General features: G+C 35.3%; 10 protein-coding genes and 1 tRNA gene. 8 read left to right on the forward strand and 3 right to left on the reverse strand.

All coding sequences use genetic code 11. The annotated features are described in order from the left end of the window. The first annotated feature begins 28 nt into the window (after positions 1 to 28). The 6 genes from ACFELW_RS05615 to mgtE all read left to right on the forward strand — a co-directional run bounded on the left by ACFELW_RS05615 (position 29) and on the right by mgtE (position 12624). Positions 29 to 5272: a hypothetical protein gene (locus ACFELW_RS05615; RefSeq protein ID WP_375329898.1), complete on the forward strand. Its 5244-nt coding sequence runs from the start codon at positions 29 to 31 to the stop codon at positions 5270 to 5272. A gap of 51 nt (positions 5273 to 5323) precedes the next feature. Next, the gene (locus tag ACFELW_RS05620; RefSeq protein WP_375329899.1) at positions 5324 to 8329 is read left to right on the forward strand and encodes an efflux RND transporter permease subunit; all 3006 of its coding nucleotides are present in this window, start codon (positions 5324 to 5326) and stop codon (positions 8327 to 8329) included. 237 nt (positions 8330 to 8566) lie between these two features. Next, on the forward strand, positions 8567 to 8776 hold the full coding sequence (locus ACFELW_RS05625) for a cold-shock protein (RefSeq protein WP_375329900.1): 210 nt from the start codon (positions 8567 to 8569) through the stop codon (positions 8774 to 8776). Positions 8777 to 9202: 426 nt separating this feature from the next. After that, positions 9203 to 10435, forward strand: coding sequence for a DEAD/DEAH box helicase (locus tag ACFELW_RS05630; protein ID WP_341759322.1), 1233 nt, complete (start codon positions 9203 to 9205; stop codon positions 10433 to 10435). Between the two features lie 493 nt (positions 10436 to 10928). After that, a tRNA-Leu gene (locus tag ACFELW_RS05640) sits at positions 10929 to 11013 on the forward strand. Between the two features lie 240 nt (positions 11014 to 11253). Continuing rightward, the gene (mgtE, locus tag ACFELW_RS05645) at positions 11254 to 12624 is read left to right on the forward strand and encodes a magnesium transporter (protein WP_375329901.1); all 1371 of its coding nucleotides are present in this window, start codon (positions 11254 to 11256) and stop codon (positions 12622 to 12624) included. Positions 12625 to 12848: 224 nt separating this feature from the next. Here the strand turns inward: mgtE and ACFELW_RS05650 are convergent, their stop codons facing one another. The 3 genes from ACFELW_RS05650 to uvrA all read right to left on the reverse strand — a co-directional run bounded on the left by ACFELW_RS05650 (position 12849) and on the right by uvrA (position 17396). Continuing rightward, positions 12849 to 13397, reverse strand: a complete 549-nt coding sequence (locus tag ACFELW_RS05650; protein ID WP_341759324.1) for a GNAT family N-acetyltransferase — start codon at positions 13395 to 13397, stop codon at positions 12849 to 12851. A 15-nt stretch (positions 13398 to 13412) separates the two neighbouring features. Continuing rightward, positions 13413 to 14246 (reverse strand): 7-cyano-7-deazaguanine synthase, encoded by an 834-nt coding sequence (locus ACFELW_RS05655; protein ID WP_341759325.1) that lies wholly within the window; start codon positions 14244 to 14246, stop codon positions 13413 to 13415. A gap of 291 nt (positions 14247 to 14537) precedes the next feature. Beyond that, positions 14538 to 17396, reverse strand: coding sequence for an excinuclease ABC subunit UvrA (gene uvrA / locus ACFELW_RS05660; protein WP_375330526.1), 2859 nt, complete (start codon positions 17394 to 17396; stop codon positions 14538 to 14540). A 106-nt stretch (positions 17397 to 17502) separates the two neighbouring features. Between uvrA and ssb the strand changes: the two genes are divergently transcribed. Continuing rightward, positions 17503 to 17946: a single-stranded DNA-binding protein gene (gene ssb, locus ACFELW_RS05665; protein WP_341759326.1), complete on the forward strand. Its 444-nt coding sequence runs from the start codon at positions 17503 to 17505 to the stop codon at positions 17944 to 17946. Beyond that, positions 17930 to 18757: an alpha/beta hydrolase gene (locus ACFELW_RS05670; protein ID WP_375330527.1), complete on the forward strand. Its 828-nt coding sequence runs from the start codon at positions 17930 to 17932 to the stop codon at positions 18755 to 18757. Before ssb ends, ACFELW_RS05670 begins: the two co-directional genes overlap by 17 nt. The last annotated feature ends 156 nt before the right edge of the window (positions 18758 to 18913 follow it).

The following is an 18913-nucleotide window of genomic DNA, read 5'->3' on the forward strand; positions in this document are numbered from 1 at the left end:
AAAACTAAAACAAATATTAATTAGATAAATGAAAAAACTATACTTTCTTATAATACTATTATTCTGTAGTTCTGTTCATGCTGGTGAGGTTGATAATCCAGCTCAACTTAGGAGAATGAATGTAATACAAGCTGGGGAAATACAGACACTAATCAAGAAAAAACAGGCTCTTGAGCAAGAACTGAATGAGAAAAAGGTAGAGCTAGAAGATTCCAAAAATAATAATAACGATAAGAATAATAACGATAAGAATAGTAACGATAATAATAGCTCGAGTAATTCAAATTCTTCATCAAGTACTGGGCAAAGAGCTGCTCCTAGTAATAATCCTACCCCAGAACAATATATTGGTAGTAATAAGCGTATTACTCAAGAGGATACAAACTCTCAAAGGGATTCTAAAAAACATGTAAATGAAGATGAAAATCTTAATATTACTACAAAAGATCAAAATACTAAAACTAATCAATCACCAAGTCAGGTAACTGGGAATTCTAGTCAACAAGCAATAATTTTAGATGATAATAAGCAACCAGACAGCCAAATTGTTCAAAGGGAAGAAGTGAATTTAGAACGGCAAGCACCTTCAGAAAATACTGTGAAATTGCATGAGGATATCAAAGCAGCTGAAGAAAAATTAGCAAAGTTACTAAGCAACATAAATGATTTGGATGATAAATACACGAAGAAAACACTAGAACTTGAGAAACTAGAAAAATTAGAATCCCAATTATCTAAGCAACCTGAGATAAAAACTAATTCATTTAGTCAGCAGGCTCAACAAAATAGAGGTGGTTCACAACAACAGATGGCAGGTTTTGTTCAAAAAGAACCAGAATTAAAGAATGCACAGGCTGAGATAACAAAGAATCAAAAAGAATTAGACGCTGCTAAACTACTTACCAAAACTGAACAAGATAATTTGCAAAAAGCTCAGGATGAAACCCATGCTAAGCTGGTTGCAGCGGAGCGAGAGAAAGCTGAAGCGGTTAAAAAAGAACAGCAACAAGCAGCAGCTTTGGCTGCAATGGTTGAGAAAGAACAACAACAGAAAGCAGCTTTGGCTGCAATGGTTGAGAAAGAACAACAACAGAAAGCAGCTTTGGCTGCAAAAGACGCTGCTTTACAGGCGGCTAATGATAAAGCTGAACAACAGAAAGCAGAGTTGGCTGCGGCGGCTAAGAAAGAACAACAACGGAAAGAAGAGTTGGATAAACAAGCAGCAGCTTTGGCTAAAGCGGAGCAAGAGAAAGATGCAGCGGTTAAAGCTGCAGCAGATGCAAAGGCTGCGATGGCAAAGAAAGATAAGGAATTAGAAGCTGCTAAACAACTTGCCAAAACTGAACAAGATAAGTTGGTTGCAGAGCTTAAAAATGCACAGGCTACGATGGCAGAGAAAGATAAGAAATTAGACGATGCTATTAGGGCTAATGAAGAGTTAAAAGCACAGACAACAGCTTTGACTAAGGATAAAGATGCAGCGGTTAAGGCTGCAGCAGATGCCGCAGATAAGGTAGCAACTGTGACTAAAGAGAAAGATGAAGCGGTTAAAGCTGCAGCAGAGGCAGCAGATAAGGTAGCAACTGCGAATAAAGAGAAAGATGAAGCGGTTAAAGCTGCAGCAGAGGCAGCAGATAAGGTAGCAACTGTGACTAAAGAGAAAGATGAAGCGGTTAAAGCTGCAGCAGATGCCGCAGATAAGGTAGCAACTGTGACTAAAGAGAAAGATGAAGCGGTTAAAGCTGCAGCAGATGACGCAGATAAGGTAGCAACTGTGACTAAAGAGAAAGATGAAGCTGTTAAAGCTGCAGCAGATGCAAAGGCTGCGATGGCAAAGAAAGATAAGGAATTAGAAGCTGCTAAACAACTTGCCAAAACTGAACAAGATAAGTTGGTTGCAGAGCTTAAAAATGCACAGGCTACGATGGCAGAGAAAGATAAGAAATTAGACGATGCTATTAGGGCTAATGAAGAGTTAAAAGCACAGACAACAGCTTTGACTAAGGATAAAGATGCAGCGGTTAAGGCTGCAGCAGATGCCGCAGATAAGGTAGCAACTGTGACTAAAGAGAAAGATGAAGCGGTTAAAGCTGCAGCAGAGGCAGCAGATAAGGTAGCAACTGCGAATAAAGAGAAAGATGAAGCGGTTAAAGCTGCAGCAGAGGCAGCAGATAAGGTAGCAACTGTGACTAAAGAGAAAGATGAAGCGGTTAAAGCTGCAGCAGATGCCGCAGATAAGGTAGCAACTGTGACTAAAGAGAAAGATGAAGCGGTTAAAGCTGCAGCAGAGGCAGCAGATAAGGTAGCAACTGTGACTAAAGAGAAAGATGAAGCGGTTAAAGCTGCAGCAGATGCCGCAGATAAGGTAGCAACTGTGACTAAAGAGAAAGATGAAGCGGTTAAAGCTGCAGCAGATGCCGCAGATAAGGTAGCAACTGTGACTAAAGAGAAAGATGAAGCTGTTAAAGCTGCAGCAGAGGCAGCAGATAAGGTAGCAACTGCGAATAAAGAGAAAGATGAAGCGGTTAAAGCTGCAGCAGAGGCAGCAGATAAGGTAGCAACTGCGAATAAAGAGAAAGATGAAGCGGTTAAAGCTGCAGCAGAGGCAGCAGATAAGGTAGCAACTGCGAATAAAGAGAAAGATGAAGCGGTTAAAGCTGCAGCAGATGACGCAGATAAGGTAGCAACTGTGACTAAAGAGAAAGATGAAGCGGTTAAAGCTGCAGCAGATGCCGCAGATAAGGTAGCAACTGTGACTAAAGAGAAAGATGAAGCGGTTAAAGCTGCAGCAGAGGCAGCAGATAAGGTAGCAACTGCGAATAAAGAGAAAGATGAAGCGGTTAAAGCTGCAGCAGAGGCAGCAGATAAGGTAGCAACTGCGAATAAAGAGAAAGATGAAGCTGTTAAAGCTGCAGCAGATGCCGCAGATAAGGTAGCAACTGTGACTAAAGAGAAAGATGAAGCGGTTAAAGCTGCAGCAGAGGCAGCAGATAAGGTAGCAACTGCGAATAAAGAGAAAGATGAAGCGGTTAAAGCTGCAGCAGAGGCAGCAGATAAGGTAGCAACTGCGAATAAAGAGAAAGATGAAGCAGTTAAGGCTGCAGCAGATGCACAGACTGCGATGGCAGAGAAAGATAAGGAATTAGAAGCTGCTAAACAACTTGCCAAAACTGAACAAGATAAGTTGGATAATTTGCAAAAAGCTCAGACTGAAGTTCAGGCTAAGCTGGATAAAGCGGAGCAAGAGAAAGATGCAGCGTTTAAGGCTAATGAAGAGTTAAAAGCAAAGACAGCAGCTTTGATTAAACAAAAAGAGGAAGATGATATTGAGTTAGATAAGCTGGACGAATTAGAACAAGAACTTTTAGATATAACTACAATGTATAAAGAAAAAGAAGAGGAAATACTAGAGTTGACTGAACAGGCTAAATTGTTAGAACAGACAAAACAGAGATTAGAAGAAGCAGAACAGGAGGTAGCAAAACAAGAACAGGAGTTAGCAAATGCACTGCAAAAGTTGAAGGACGAGGCAAGTATAGCAGGTACAGCAGTAAATCCAAATAATACTCTGCAACAAAAAACAATTATGCAAAAACAGGAGGAACTAAGAAAGGCAAAGGAACTGATTACTCAGCAAGTAGCACAAGCTAAAAAAGAGATTGCACAAGCTCAGTCTTTCTTAGCTAGTAAGAAACTGGAGGCTACTGATATAAAACGCAAGGCTAATGGATTAGTTAGAGCAGCTGAGAATCTCTTCAATAATAAGAAGATAGATGCTAATAATATAAAACGCAAGGCTGGTAGATTAGTTACAGCAGCTGAGAATTTCTTAGGTGATAAAAGAATAGAGGCTAATACTATAAAACGCAATGGTTCTAGATTAGTTGAAGCAGCTCAGACTACCTTAAGTAATAAGAAGATAGATGCTACTAATATAAAACGCAAGGCTGATAAAGACTTTAGCTTAGCTAAGAATAAAGCACAGGATATGAAACGAAAGGCTGATAAAATACTTAAAGAGGTTAAGCAAAAACTTACAGCAGCTCACAGTGCGGCAACTACAGCAAATGCTAGAAAAGCAAAAGCGAGTGGAGAAGGAGATTCATCTGTGAATACAGTAGGTTCAGAAGAATTAGATGACCTACGAAAACAATTCAGTGAAGCAGAAGAAAAATTAGCAGAGTTAACTAATAATATCTCAGCAAAAGATGACGAGATAACATCCTTAAATGAGGATATCGCAGAGAAAGACGCACAGATAACAACTTTAACTGATAATATCTCAGAAAAAGATGACGAGATAACAACTTTGAATTATACTATTAAAAACAAAGAGCAAGAAATTATCGCAGAGAAACGTAAAAAGGATGAAGAGATAAAAGACTTGCAGAGTACTTATCTAGACCAAGAGAAAGCACTTAAAGCGCAGCAGGAGAAGACAGTTAAAGATTTGATCAGCGAGTTCAAAACAAAAGAAAAAGACCTTAAAGATGGTCATAAGCGGATAGTTGACAATTTGAATGACGAGTTCAAAACAAAAGAACAAGAATTAAAAAAAGACAAAACTGCTCTGCAGAAAAATGTAACAGATTTGACTAAGAATAATAATGCACAAAAAAAAGCACTTGAAGCATCACAGAAAAATTTAGCAAATCTGACTAACAGTTATAAAAACTCAACACAAAAAGCTGCAGAAAGCAAGGCAGTTAAGGCTGAGCAGAAAGGAAACGAACTGGCACTCCAAGAGAAGGAAAAGCAAATTACAGATTTGAAGCTAGAACATAAAAGGGAGGTGGAAAAGCGTCAACAAGAATTAGTTGAAATACAACAAGCAATGAAGAAGTTAGAACAACAGCTAGCTAATCCAGACCCTATAGGTGGAGTTGTAGCCCATAATGACATTAAGAGTAATAGTGCAAATGATTTAACAAAATCGTCTGATATGTTAGAGCAGAAACTTGTTATGAATAACAGACTAGTACAACAGAGCAGCAAAACTTCAGTAATCCCAAAAAGCTCCCCAACTACGGTAACTGATCCAGTAAAAACAGTAGGAGTTGGAATTAAGGGTGTATCGAATAATCCTAAATCTGTAACCCAAAAGCAGCCTGTAACTAATGCAATTGATCCAGCAACAGTAAAAAAACCAGTAATCATATCTAAACCTTTAACCCCAACTCCCAACGGAATAAACACTCCCAAGCGACAACCCATCGTACAAAAATCATCACTACCGAGGTCAATAGGGGGGCAGAGCTATAGTAGAAACTAATATGAAAAAGCTTTTCTCAATTTTAACTATCATGAATCTTTGGGTTCTTTTATGATAAAAAAATTGTTGGAACATAGTAGTATTTTTATGGTGATCAATATTGTGGTGGTACTGCTTGGGATATACGCATATTTGCAGCTGAAAATTCAACTTTTACCCAATATCCCTGCTTCAAATATTTATATTTCGATCATCAACCCGAACGTCAGACCGGATTTGATAGAGAAATACATTACTAAACCTTTTGAAGAGGTTTTTTCACATGTTGATGGTCTTGAGTCGATTCTTGCTGTTAGTCAGCTAGGAGAAAGTAAAATAACGTTAAGTATTGCCAAAAAAGTTCCGATAGAACAAGCAATTAACCAAGTTAGAGATTTGATACTAAAAAATAAGGCTCTCTTGCCAGAGGGAGCTAAAGACCCGATAATCTCGACTGAAAGCTTTTCTGCTTTACCAATGATGTATATTGCTGTGGGGTCTAATAATAATTTGTTAGTTACCGCTGAGGATATTGAAACAATCAAGAAAAAGCTTAAATATGTTGATGGTGTAGCCAATTCATCTGGTTTTGGTGTGACAGAAAAAGTGGTTAATATCGATATTGATCCGGAAAAAATTGCAAAATATTATATTCCTTTAGATAGTGTCCTTGCTTCGTTAACACTACAAAATACTGATTTTTCTGGTGGTAAATTATCAAATCAATATAAAACAGAGTATATATCTTTTGATACGACAATCAATAAGTTGAGTGATTTTGGCGATATCAATTTGGAAAGTAATAATGTTGCTATAAAATTAAAAAATATTGCTAGCATTACGCTATCAGATAAAGAGGCACTTAGTTTTGCCTATTTTGGCACGAATAAAATTGTTTTATTAGGTATTTTTGCTAAGTCAGATGCCAATCCAGTTGATGTATCAAAAAATGTAAAACATTTCCTAGAATATTACGAAAAAGCTAATCCACACTTTACCTTTCAGGTTGTTATTGATGATAGCCAAGATATTTTACAAGCTTTTCAAGAAGTGAAAAAAACTTTGATTGAATCGGTATTGTTGGTGTCAGTAATTGTTTTACTGCTAATGGGATCAGTGCGATATTCAATTATTGCAATCTGTGCAATTCCAGTCTCAATGGCTGCTTGTTTGGTTATGCTATATTTGTGTGGTTTTACACTCAACTCGATAACGATGTTGGCAATGGTCTTGGCTATAGGGTTGGTGGTTGACGACTCTATCGTAGTGATTGAGAATGCTGAACATTACTATCAGAAAAATAAAAATGCTTTAACTAGTATATTGCAAGCAATTTATGGTCTCTTTTTATCTGTTTTAATATTGATGCTTACGCTAGTAGTAATATATATCCCTATTTTGTTTATTAAAGGAGAGGTAGGAAAAATTTTACAGGAATTTTCTCTATCAATCATTGCTTGTTTAGTGATGTCCTTTATCGTTGCGTTTACTTTAACACCTATATTGTTCTTAAAACTAGCAAATAATACGCATGAAAGCAAATTTGCTCAAATTGTTAATAAGACGCTGGATATGATTACGGACAAATATAAAAGTTCTTTATTTTTTATTATACGCTATGCCAGAGTATTTTTATTCTTAGTAACTATAGTTGTAGCAGCTGGTACATATGTTGCATCAAACTCTATGAAAATAGAAATTGAGCCATTTGAAAAAAAAGATATGATTATACTTACCAACATCTTTATGCCTAATACCAATTTAAGTTACATCCATCGTTATATGGAGAAAATTACTAAAATAGTCAATAGTAGTGATAATATTAAATATACCCTAAATATTGAAGAATCGCCACGTTCAACAATTTGGATAATATTAAAAGATAAAACTAAAGCGGTGCAAACCTTGCATGAAATTGAAGCTAAACTCGCAAGAATAGCAGTAGGTGGAGATGTTTCAGTGAAGTTTGCCCAGGGGAAAAATACTGGTTCAGCAAAGGGTAACGTTGAGTTGAGCTTTTATGTCAATAACCATTCATCTATGGAGAATGCTTGGCAGGATGTTCATTTTATACAGGCTAATTCACAGAATTTATTTACTAGTGTTATCGCTATTGCCACTTCACTTGTGCAAGATTATAAAATTTGGTGTAATCAAGATAAATTATTCAAATATGGCTTAAGTCAGAAAGATATATCAAATACTTTAGATATTCTGTTTAATGCTAGAAAGATAGGAAACTTTAAGCATTATGATAATACTTATGATGTTGTTGCTAAATCAGACCCTAAATTTGGTAAAATGCTAAGTAATATACAAAATATGTTTATTACAACACAGAAAAATGGAGAAAACCTTATTCAGCTTAAGGATATATGCGATATTGATAGGGTAAATACAGTTAATCAAATTATGCGTTATAATGAGCAGTATTCCATTGAAGTAATTGCCACTGCTAAACATGGCGTTAAATTGCAAGATGCAGTGCATTCTATTGATCAGTTAAATAGTAAATTGCCAAGTGATAGTGATATTAGCTATAGTGAACAAACGAAAATGCTTATTGATTCAACATCATCATTTACATTACTAATTTTAGTATCTGTATTTGGACTCTACTTATTAATGTTTGCACGCTTTAACGATTTAATGCTATCATTTATTATTCTAATTGGAGGAATTCCAGCTGCTTTAAGTATAGCTTTATTGAGTTTATATTTTACTCAAGGGGGGTTAAATATCTATACTCAAATATCACTTATCACATTAGCGGGATTAATGACTAAGCATAGTGTATTGTTATGTAGTGCAATGCATCAAAAGGGGCAAGGAGGGATAAAATCAATAGTAACAGGAGCCACATCAAGAATCAGGGCAATTTTAATTACTTCTCTGGCTATGAGTATTGGCTTGCTGTCACTTTTCTTTGATAGTGGGAATTATGCCAATAGTCGCTTCCAAATGGCTATGGTTCTAGTAACAGGCATTGCTGTTGGATCGATATTAACACTTTATGTAACCCCTTTACTTTATATTAGTTTTTATCGTATTCGTTACCAACATACTCGTATAACGTAATTAATACGAAAATGTGCTAAAATGTCTATATTTCAAAAAAAAAATATAAAATCTATGGATATTTTATTATCCTTTATTGACAATTATTAAGAAAAAGAGTAGCATGCTACTTGAGTTTAATAATTAACTCTTTAATAGCATGAAAGCCTTATGTCTGCCTGTCAGTTATGTGGTTTAATTTCTACGGAAGAGTTGCGAATTAAGTTCAGATAAGTAACTCTATACTAAAAGGTTTTTATGACTACTAAAGTAGGTAAGGTCAAATGGTTTAATACAACCAAAGGTTTTGGTTTTATTCAACCAGACGATGGTGGGAATGACGTTTTTGTTCACATCTCAGCTGTAGAGCGTGCCGGGATCCGTAATCTTAATGGAGGTCAAAATGTAGGCTTTGATCTAGAAGACAATAAGGGAAAAATTTCTGCTGTTAATCTGCAAATAAAATAATATTTATTTAAAACTACAAGCAACTACTCAAAATTTATGAGTGGTTATTAAACTAGTGAATTTTGTGTAGTATCATCTTTTTATACACTCTGTGCATTATCTTTTATAATTCAGTGTTCACTGTAAGTAAAGCTGTAATTTTATTGGACTATTTTAAGTATACTCGAATGATTTGGGGAAATGGATTTTCAAAGCAAAAGAGTATCTATGATAGGATTGTATTTATAATTACAGCCGCTTTTACTATACAACAATTAATAACCCGCTTTATAACATAAGAACTTAATCATAAATTTATTTTTTAAGGTATAGAATATATGTTTGCTCAAATGCTTTGAAGATTTGGAGTTTAATTGCATTTAACCTTTCAATTCCTTAAAGCATTTGAGTATTTTTAATTTACGATAAATAACATTGGATTTAATAATGAAAAATTTTAATTTACCAAACGAAGTGATTATATCACTTGAACAGATGAACATCACCTCTCCTACAGAAATTCAAAGAGAGGCTATACCGATTGCGATGCAAGGTAGTGATATTCTTGCTTCTAGTCAAACTGGTTCAGGTAAAACCCTTGCCTATTTACTACCAATCGTCAATTCTTTTATACAGACAAAATCAATGGCTTTGGTACTTGTACCAACTCGGGAATTAGCTAGCCAAGTACGCACTACTTTAACCAATGTAACTACTCAAATTAAGCTTCCTAGTGCGGTTTTAATAGGTGGTGAACCAATGCATAAACAATTTACGCAGCTAAAGGCAAATCCTAAAGTGGTGATTGGAACCCCTGGTCGTATTATAGATCATTTACTACGTGGTACCTTAAAATTAAACACAGTACAATTAGTGGTACTTGATGAGATGGATAGGATGCTTGATATGGGCATGAAAGAACAGTTGGAAGAAATAAATAAATATATACCTGAAAAAAGACAGGTTTTAATGTTTTCAGCTACTATGCCAAAACATATTATTGCACTATCGCAAAAATATGTGATTAACCCTAAACGCATTACTATTGGCTCAACTACTCAGGCTGCTTCTCAAATAAAACAAGAAACTTTGCGAGTTTCTGATAAAGAGAAATTCCCTGAGCTTATAAAGCAATTAAAACAACGTGATGGTTCTATAATTATTTTTGTGAAAACTAAGCGTGGTGCCGATCAGTTGGCAAAAATGTTAAAATTTGAAGATCACAAAGCTGAAGCTATCCATGGTGATTTAACACAAGGTAGAAGGGATCACGTAATTGCATCGTTTCGCTCTTCTCGTCACAGAATTATGGTGGCAACAGATGTTGCGGCTCGTGGCTTAGATATACCACATACACAGCATGTGATCAATTATGACCTACCAATGTCTCCAGAAGATTATTTACATAGAATAGGTAGAACTGGTAGAGCAGGACTTTCAGGTTGTGCATTATCCTTCATTTCGCCAGAAGATAATATTAGGTGGAAAGCTATTGATCGCCTAATGAACCAAGGTGAGAGTACTTCAAGAGAAGAAATGACCGGAAATAAGAATCGTAGAAGACCATTTAATGGTAATAATAGCAACAATAACAATAATGGTAGAAAAAGTTATTTTCCTCGTAATAATAACGATAAAAAGCCTTATTCTGGTCGCTCTAGAAATAGCCAAGCGTCCTAATTTAGTAAAAGTAGTTGTGTTAGTAAAAACACAACTGATTTTAAAACTAATTTATAGCTAACCCGTTAATGTTCTATATAATTCCTTCATCATTGCGAGAAGGCGTAGCCGACGAAGCAAGAATAATGGATTGCCACAACCACTACGTGGTCTCGCTAATAGACGCTTGGTGAGCAGATTTTTTATTCATCATATTGTTGAGTTTCATTGAGTATATATGTTGATATATATAGAATAATTTGCTATATATAGCCAAAATTCAAGCTATATAGTCAATTCAGTAGAATTTGGGGCTAGGAGCGATGGAGCGACACCTATAAGTAATAGGAGAGCGACGAATGACAACGTCCCCAACTTCTCGTCAATTGACTATAGTTGAATTAGGCACTATCCTTATCTTAGAACAACGGATATAATCCTTGCAATCCTTCTTAGGAAGCTATAGCAGATATCTGAAGAAGTCTAAGATATTGTTGAAATAATTATATTAATTGCGGTCGTGGCGAAATTGGTAGACGCACAACCTTGAGGGGGTTGTTCTTAACAGAGTGGAAGTTCAAGTCTTCTCGACCGCACCAATTCTATATGTTTCAACTTAGTTGTCTTATAAAGCCTAACATGTTAAAATAACCTGATTATTTCTACATTGATACTCAAATGATTTGAAGAATTGTTCTTTGAAAATATCAGAGACTTGAATACTCACGTACGCTGGGTATGCTCGCTCCTCATTTTCAAAGCCAATTCTCCAAATCATTTGAGTATATAACTGCATTCTAGATAACTCGTTATCCAGAATATGCACTAAACGAGGAGTTATGCAGAGTCAACCAAAAAGTATGTTATCAATCCATCAAAACCAATTTGATGAAACGTTTGAGCAGATTAATAATCTTTTGAATAATGATGATGTTGGTAAAGCCGTGGAGATTATGACTAATCTCCATTATGCAGATCTTGCAGATTTCTTAGATAATGTAAATCATAGAACATATAAAATAATTCTTCCTTTGTTAAAAGATATACTAAAGCCTGAGACTCTAGTACAGCTTAGTGTAAGCAGAAAACCACTTATAATCCAAACTTTAGGTATAGAGAAAACGGTACATTTAATTAATCAACTTGCCATAGAAGATGCTGTTGAAGTTATAGAAGATCTTGATGATATAACAAAAGAAATGATCTTAGATAATCTCAAAATAGAAAAGAGACAACAAATTATCGAAGGGTGTACTTATCCAGAAGACAGTGTTGGTAGAGTAATTGAAAGACATTTTGTGTCATTTCAAGAAGATTGGACAGTAGCTATGGCTATAGATTTTATTAGACAGCAACATATAGCACAAGATTTTCATGCTGCTATTGTGACAGATAATAAATATCGACCTATAGGCACTATACTTCTAAGCACTTTACTTAAGCATAAAGGAAATGAATTAGTAAAATATCTGATGAATCCTGAATTTAAAATTACTGATCTCTTTACTAACTTAAGTGAGTTAAGTTTTATTTTTAAGCAATATGCTTTAACAATTGTACCAGTGGTCAATAAAAGCGGTAAATTAATAGGTACCATTTCAATAGACAATATGCTCTACATCATTGAACAACAAACAGAAAAAGATATAATGTCACTTGGTGGTGTTTATACCCAAGATACATTCTACAATCTATTTTATACTGTAAGACATAGATTTCCTTGGTTATTTGTCAATCTAATTACCGCTTGTATGACATCGATAATTATTAATCAGTACAGTGTAACTATTGCCAAATTTATAACATTGGCAGCTATCACGCCTATTGTTGCTTCTATGGGGGGAAATGCTGGAACCCAAGCCATGACAGTAACAGTTAGAGCCCTTGCCAATAAAGATATCCATCATAATAACGTATTAAAAGTACTTCTTAAAGAAGTGGTTGTATGTGGATTTAACGGTTCTATATTGGCATTAGTTGGTGCACTGTTAATCTTAGTAATGCTTTCTGATCCACAGATTAGCTTAGTTTTTTCCATAGCCGTTATCCTAACTTTCTTAATTGCTGGTCTTTTTGGTTCGGCAATACCAATTACTCTACATTATTTAAATATTGATCCTGCCACTGGTTCAGGTATATTCCTGACCGCCATAACCGACTCGTTTGGATATTTTGCCTTCCTAACTTTAGCTTATATCTTTTTGGTATAGTGAAACAGATTAAATTAGTGCATAGTACCCTACAATTTTTATTCTATAAGTATTACAACAGCATAAAAACGTCATTGCGAGAAGGCGTAGCCGACTAAGCAATCCATTCCTGGTCATTTTTTGGATTGCTTCGTCGACCTATGCTCTCTTCGCAATGACGTTTGAGGCTTGTGTACTCCTCGCAATAACATCTTGTACTTTAACTTTTTTTCCGTGAACGCTCGCTACAGCACTTTAGCATAAATATAATAATCTCTATGTATTCCTTGCACAATCTCATATTTTTTGAGCAATCCCTCTTTAACAAAATTACATCGTTCCAAAACCTTAATTGAGCGAGTATTGTCAGTTATAACAGTTGCTTGGGTGCGAACAATTCCAGCATATTCGATAAACCTTAAAATAGCTTTGATAGATTTTAGCATAATTCCTTTACCCCAAAATTCCGGATCAAGATCATAGCTTATTTCCGCTTTGAGGTGCATTGCAGAAACACTATTAAACCCAACAGTCCCTATAAGTTTATTAGTATCTTTGAGGGAAATAGCCCAGTAAAATCCCCGATGATTATGAAATAAGCTGGACCAATATCTTATCTCATCAGTAGCTTGAGCCGTGTCCGATGGACAATTTTGTTCGGTCAGGAATGGTAGCATTTCTGGCTTATTCATATAGGTAAAATAGTTTTCGGAATCATCACTAGTTAATTCCCTAAGCACTATATTACCTAGGTCTAATACAGGAAATTGATGATATATAGAGTGGTTCAGCATATGTTAGAAAATAATTTATTTTTTATAATTAGCGGGGTCAGTTACATTATTCTCTTCAAAGGCTTTAAGTCTAGTTAAGCATGAAAGACATGTGCCACAAGATAGCCCATCATCTGATGGATCATAACAAGAAATCGTTTTGGAATAATCTACGCCTAATTCTAGACCAGCCTTGATAATTTCTCCCTTTGACATATTTATTAAGGGAGCATGAATGGTAATTTGTTTACCTGACACTCCTACAGCAGTTGCCAGATTTGCCAGATTATTAAAAGCTGCTAAATATTCCAGACGGCAATCTGGATAATTAGCGGAATCAGTTGCATGTATCCCTATAAAAATATCAAAAGCTCCTATTATTTCACTAAATCCTAAAGCATAACTTAAAAATATGGTGTTACGTGCTGGTACATAAGTAACTGGTATACTCAAATGATTTGAAGAATTGGTTCCGCAAAACTTCGGGGCATTCGCGTGCTCACGTACTAAGTGTACGCTCCGCTCGCTCACCCCTTGTTTTACGTTCCAATTCTCCAAATCATTTGAGTATATAATCTGCTGCTTTGAGTATAGATCATTCTGTAATTCACTATGATCTTTATATTTTGGTACGTCTATGGCATTGTCAGTAAGAGCTGATCCGCCAAAGTTACGTAAATCAATATTTACAATTTTATGCTGTTTGATGTTATAGTTGTTAACTAATTGCTTAACCTTCTCCAGTTCAACATTATTGCGTTGAGAATAGTTGAAACTTATGGCATAAATTTCGTAATTCATTTTTTCCATCATGGCTAGTACGGTAGCTGAATCTGCACCACCACTAACTAAAGCTACTGCCTTTTTCATAATAATCTGCATCCGTTTATCATTAATATATATAGCTAATCCGATTAGCACTACTCTGCCTATTAGCGAGCCGTAGTATCACTCGACTAAGCACTTGCAAGTTATCATTCCCACTTCCCTTTGCCCTTCCCGCTTCCCATTGTCATTCCCGCGTAGGCAGGAATCTGGATACCTGCCTACGCAGGTATGACAAAACAGCATTGCTTCATCGCTACTAAGTGGCTTCTCGTAATGACCTATTGGACTTCTATATCTTTGAGTATATAGCAAAATTTTTTTCCACTAAGCTAATTATAGATAATTTTTTAAATATTTTCCAGTATGGCTCTCACTGCAAGCCGCAATATCCTTCGGAGTTCCAGTAACTACTATGCTACCACCTTTATCCCCTCCCTCAGGACCAACATCTATAACGTAATCCGCTGTTTTTACAACATCTAGGTTATGCTCAATAACTACCACCGTATTACCCATGTCAACTAATTTATGTAATACTTTAAGCAATTTATTAATATCATCTATGTGTAAACCTGTTGTTGGTTCATCAAGTATGTATAAAGTTTTACCAGTTGAGCGTTTTGATAATTCCTTAGCTAATTTTATCCTTTGTGCTTCACCCCCAGACAAAGTAGTAGCCGATTGACCAATTTTTATATAACCAAGTCCTACCTCATTTAAAGTAACCAGTTTTTCGTAAATTAATGGTACTTTCTCAAAAAAGCTCATAGCATCTTCAACTGTCATCCTAAGAACATCAGATATAGACTTATCCTTATATTTAATTTCAAGAGTCTCTCTGTTATATCTATCGCCATTACACACATCACATTTTACATAAATATCAGGTAAAAAGTGCATTTCTATTTTAATCAGACCATCACCTTGACATGATTCGCATCTTCCACCTTTAACATTGAATGAAAACCTACCAACTTTATAACCCCGAGTTTTTGCAGTTGGTAATTCAGCAAACCAGTCTCTAATATGGGTAAATGCCCCTGTATAAGTTGCTGGGTTTGATCTTGGTGTACGACCTATTGGCGACTGATTGATATCAATAACCTTATCAATATATTCAAGACCAGTAATTGATTTATATTCTCCCGGAAAGACTTTTGAAGATGGTTCTAAAAACTTTAAAGCGGCTTTATATAAAGTATGAATTATTAAGCTTGATTTTCCTCCACCGGATACACCGGTTATTGCTGTAAAACTACCCAAAGGGATCGTAATATTAACATTTTGTAAATTATTAGACACAGCCCCAGTTAAGGCTATTACCTTACCGAAAGAGGGTATTCGAGTATTTGCTGGTACTTCAATAAATTGTTTACCACTTAAATAGCTGCCAGTTATGCTATTTGCACATTGTTTAATTTCCTCAATTGTTCCTTGGGCTACTATATGTCCACCATGAATACCGGCACCTGGTCCAACATCAATAATGTGATCCGATTCATACATTGTTTCTTCATCATGCTCAACAACCAGCACTGTATTACCAAGGTCTCGAAGATTTTTGAGAGTTTCTATTAAGCGAGCATTATCACGCTGATGTAAACCAATTGACGGCTCGTCAAGTACATATAACACCCCACTAAGTCCTGAACCAATTTGTGACGCTAAACGAATACGCTGGCTTTCTCCACCAGATAAAGTACCTGACCCTCTAGACAAAGCAAGATATTCAAGACCAACATTCATAAGAAATTGTAACCTTTCCTTGATTTCCTTTAATATACGCTCGGCAATAGCTACTTGTCTTTTATTAAGCTGTTGATCTAATTGATTAAACCATTTTTGTAGTTGTAAAATACTCAAGGCAGATACTTGTCCTATATGCATATCAGCAATTTTAATACAAAGAGACTCTGTCTTTAATCTATAACCTTCACAAGCTGTACATTTGTGTTCTGCTTTGTATTTTAATAATTCTTCTTTTACTAAAGAGGAATCAGTCTTACGCTCTTTTTCTTGTAAGCTAGGTATTATTCCAGCAAAAGGCTGCTGAATAATCTGAGATTTAGAACCATCATGATATTGAAAATCTATAACTTCATCACCAGACCCATTGAGCAATATTTGCTGTATCGTATTTGATAATTCTGTAAAGGGCGTGTCTAATGAAAATTTGTAATGAGTTGCTAAGGCTTTTAATGTTTCTAAAAAGAACTTTGAGGATATTTTACCCCAGGGGGCTATAGCTCCATCCTTAATACTAACTCTGCTATCGGGAATAATTAAGTCTTTATCAAGAAATAATTCTTTGCCAAGACCTTCACATTTAGGACAAGCACCAAATGGGCTATTAAAGGAAAAAATTCTTGGTTCTATCTCAGTAATCTGGAAACCAGAAACTGGACAAGAATATTTTTCTGAAAAAATGATTCTCGAGCCTTTAGTAAGGGTGGTCTCTACTCCGTTTGGTAAATCAACAATCTCGACATATACTATACCATCTGCCAATTTAAGAGCTATTTCCAAACTATCTGCAAGTCTATTGCCTAAATCACCTTCTAGAGAAATCCTATCAACAATTACTTCAATATTATGTTTTTTATTTTTGTCAAATTTTGGCAGATTATCAATCTCATAAATTTCATTGTTAATTACCAATCTGCCAAAACCCTGTTTTCTAAGATCAAGAATTTCACGTCTAAACTCACCCTTCTGTCCTCGGACAATCGGAGCTAAAATGTATAATTTACTTGCTTTAGGAAAGGCAAGAATGGCATCTATCATCTCTGATATAGTCTGATTCTTGATAGGTAGACCTGTTGCTGGAGAATATGGGACTCCTACTCTTGCATATAGTAATCTCAAATAATCATAAATCTCAGTTATCGTACCCACTGTAGAGCGTGGATTTTTAGATGTAGTTTTTTGATCAATAGCTATTGCCGGCGACAAACCAGAGACTGACTCAACATCAGGCTTATCCTGAAGATGTAAGAATTGTCTAGCATAAGAAGACAGGCTTTCAACATATCTACGTTGCCCTTCAGCATAAATAGTATCAAAGGCTAATGAAGACTTACCAGAACCACTAAGCCCAGTAATTACCACAAACTTATTTCTAGGAATATCAACATTTATATTTTTTAAATTATGCTCCTTAGCACCACGAACTTTAATATATTCTTGCATAATAATTTGTTATAAATTTTTAAGGAACTTTCAAAAAACTTGTAGCATTATAGGTCTTTTTGGATTACTATTGCAATAATAAATTTTTAAATAAATTAGGTAATGATTTGTGGCTGGTAGTTTAAATAAAGCAATATTAATAGGTAATTTAGGACGTGATCCAGAAATTAGGCATACGGCTGACGGTAAAGAGATAGCAAGTTTTAGTGTTGCTACTTCTGAGACATGGAAAGATCGTACTACTGGAGAGAAGAAAGAAAAAACCGAATGGCATAGAGTAGTAGTATTTAGTGAAGGTTTGGTATCTGTTGTAAAGAATTATGCCAAAAAAGGAGCTAGAGTTTACTTAGAAGGTACTTTACAAACTAGAAAATGGGTAGATAACCTTGGGCATGAAAAATATACGACAGAAATAGTGCTGCAGAATTTTAACTCACAATTTATATTGTTAGATTCTAAAGGTGTTGGCATTCAAACATCAGATACTGTTGTACCCAAAAATACGGTTACTAACTTTGACCATAGCGATTTAGATGATGAAATACCTTTCTAGAGTTGCGATAGTTTCTTTATCTTTGGCTCTTTCTTCTTGTGTTTCGTCTATAGAAACAAGGGTTGAGGAAGCAGAAAAACTAGCATCAATAAACAGGTTTGAGAAAAAACTTGTTAAGGCTGGGGATTTTGTCATTACAACTTACCAACATATCTCGGATAAAGATAGCCCTTATGTATTTTATATTGAGGGTGATGGAAGTATTAGTATAGGACAATATGCCATTGCAGATAATCCAACTCCTTCCAAGGTCATGTTGTTTAAGCTTGCCACCCTTGATACTAGACCTAATGTAGTTTATATAGCTCGTCCATGCCAATATACACCAGTAGAGCTTAATCCTAATTGTAATCAAGTCTATTGGACAGACAAAAGAATGGCTGAAGAGGTTATAGAATCAACAAACATAGTAATAAATAGTATAAATAATGATAAGCCAGCTAGTTTAGTTGGTTTCTCTGGTGGGGGAAGTGTTGCTATCTTGGTGGCAGCAAGAAATAAACATATTAAAGATATAATAACTGTAGTCGGTAATCTTGATATTAAAAATTTTAGTAAACATCATAAAGTATATGGATTAAAGAAGTCATTAAATCCCATAGATTATGCCATAAAAATCAATAATATCCCACAATTACATATTTCAGGAAGCAAGGATAAAATAGTACCTAGCAGTATTATGCATGGCTATATAAAAGCTAGTTCTTCAAATTGTATACAGCAAAAGATTTTTCCTAATATTACTCATACCAAAGGTTGGGATAAGGTGTGGCAGGATGTGCTGAAAATTAATCTTACCTGCAGATATTAATCCGAATAGGTTCTTTTGATGTGAGCATATCACAGAAAAAAGTAAAAAAGATAATTGCTATCCCACATAGTTCTCGTGGCAATCCATTATTCTTGGATTGCATTAATGCCACTAAAGTGGCTCCTCGCTAATAGACGCTTGGTGATTGTATAATAC

This window comes from Candidatus Tisiphia endosymbiont of Nemotelus uliginosus, assembly GCF_964264755.1.
GTDB lineage: Bacteria > Pseudomonadota > Alphaproteobacteria > Rickettsiales > Rickettsiaceae > Tisiphia.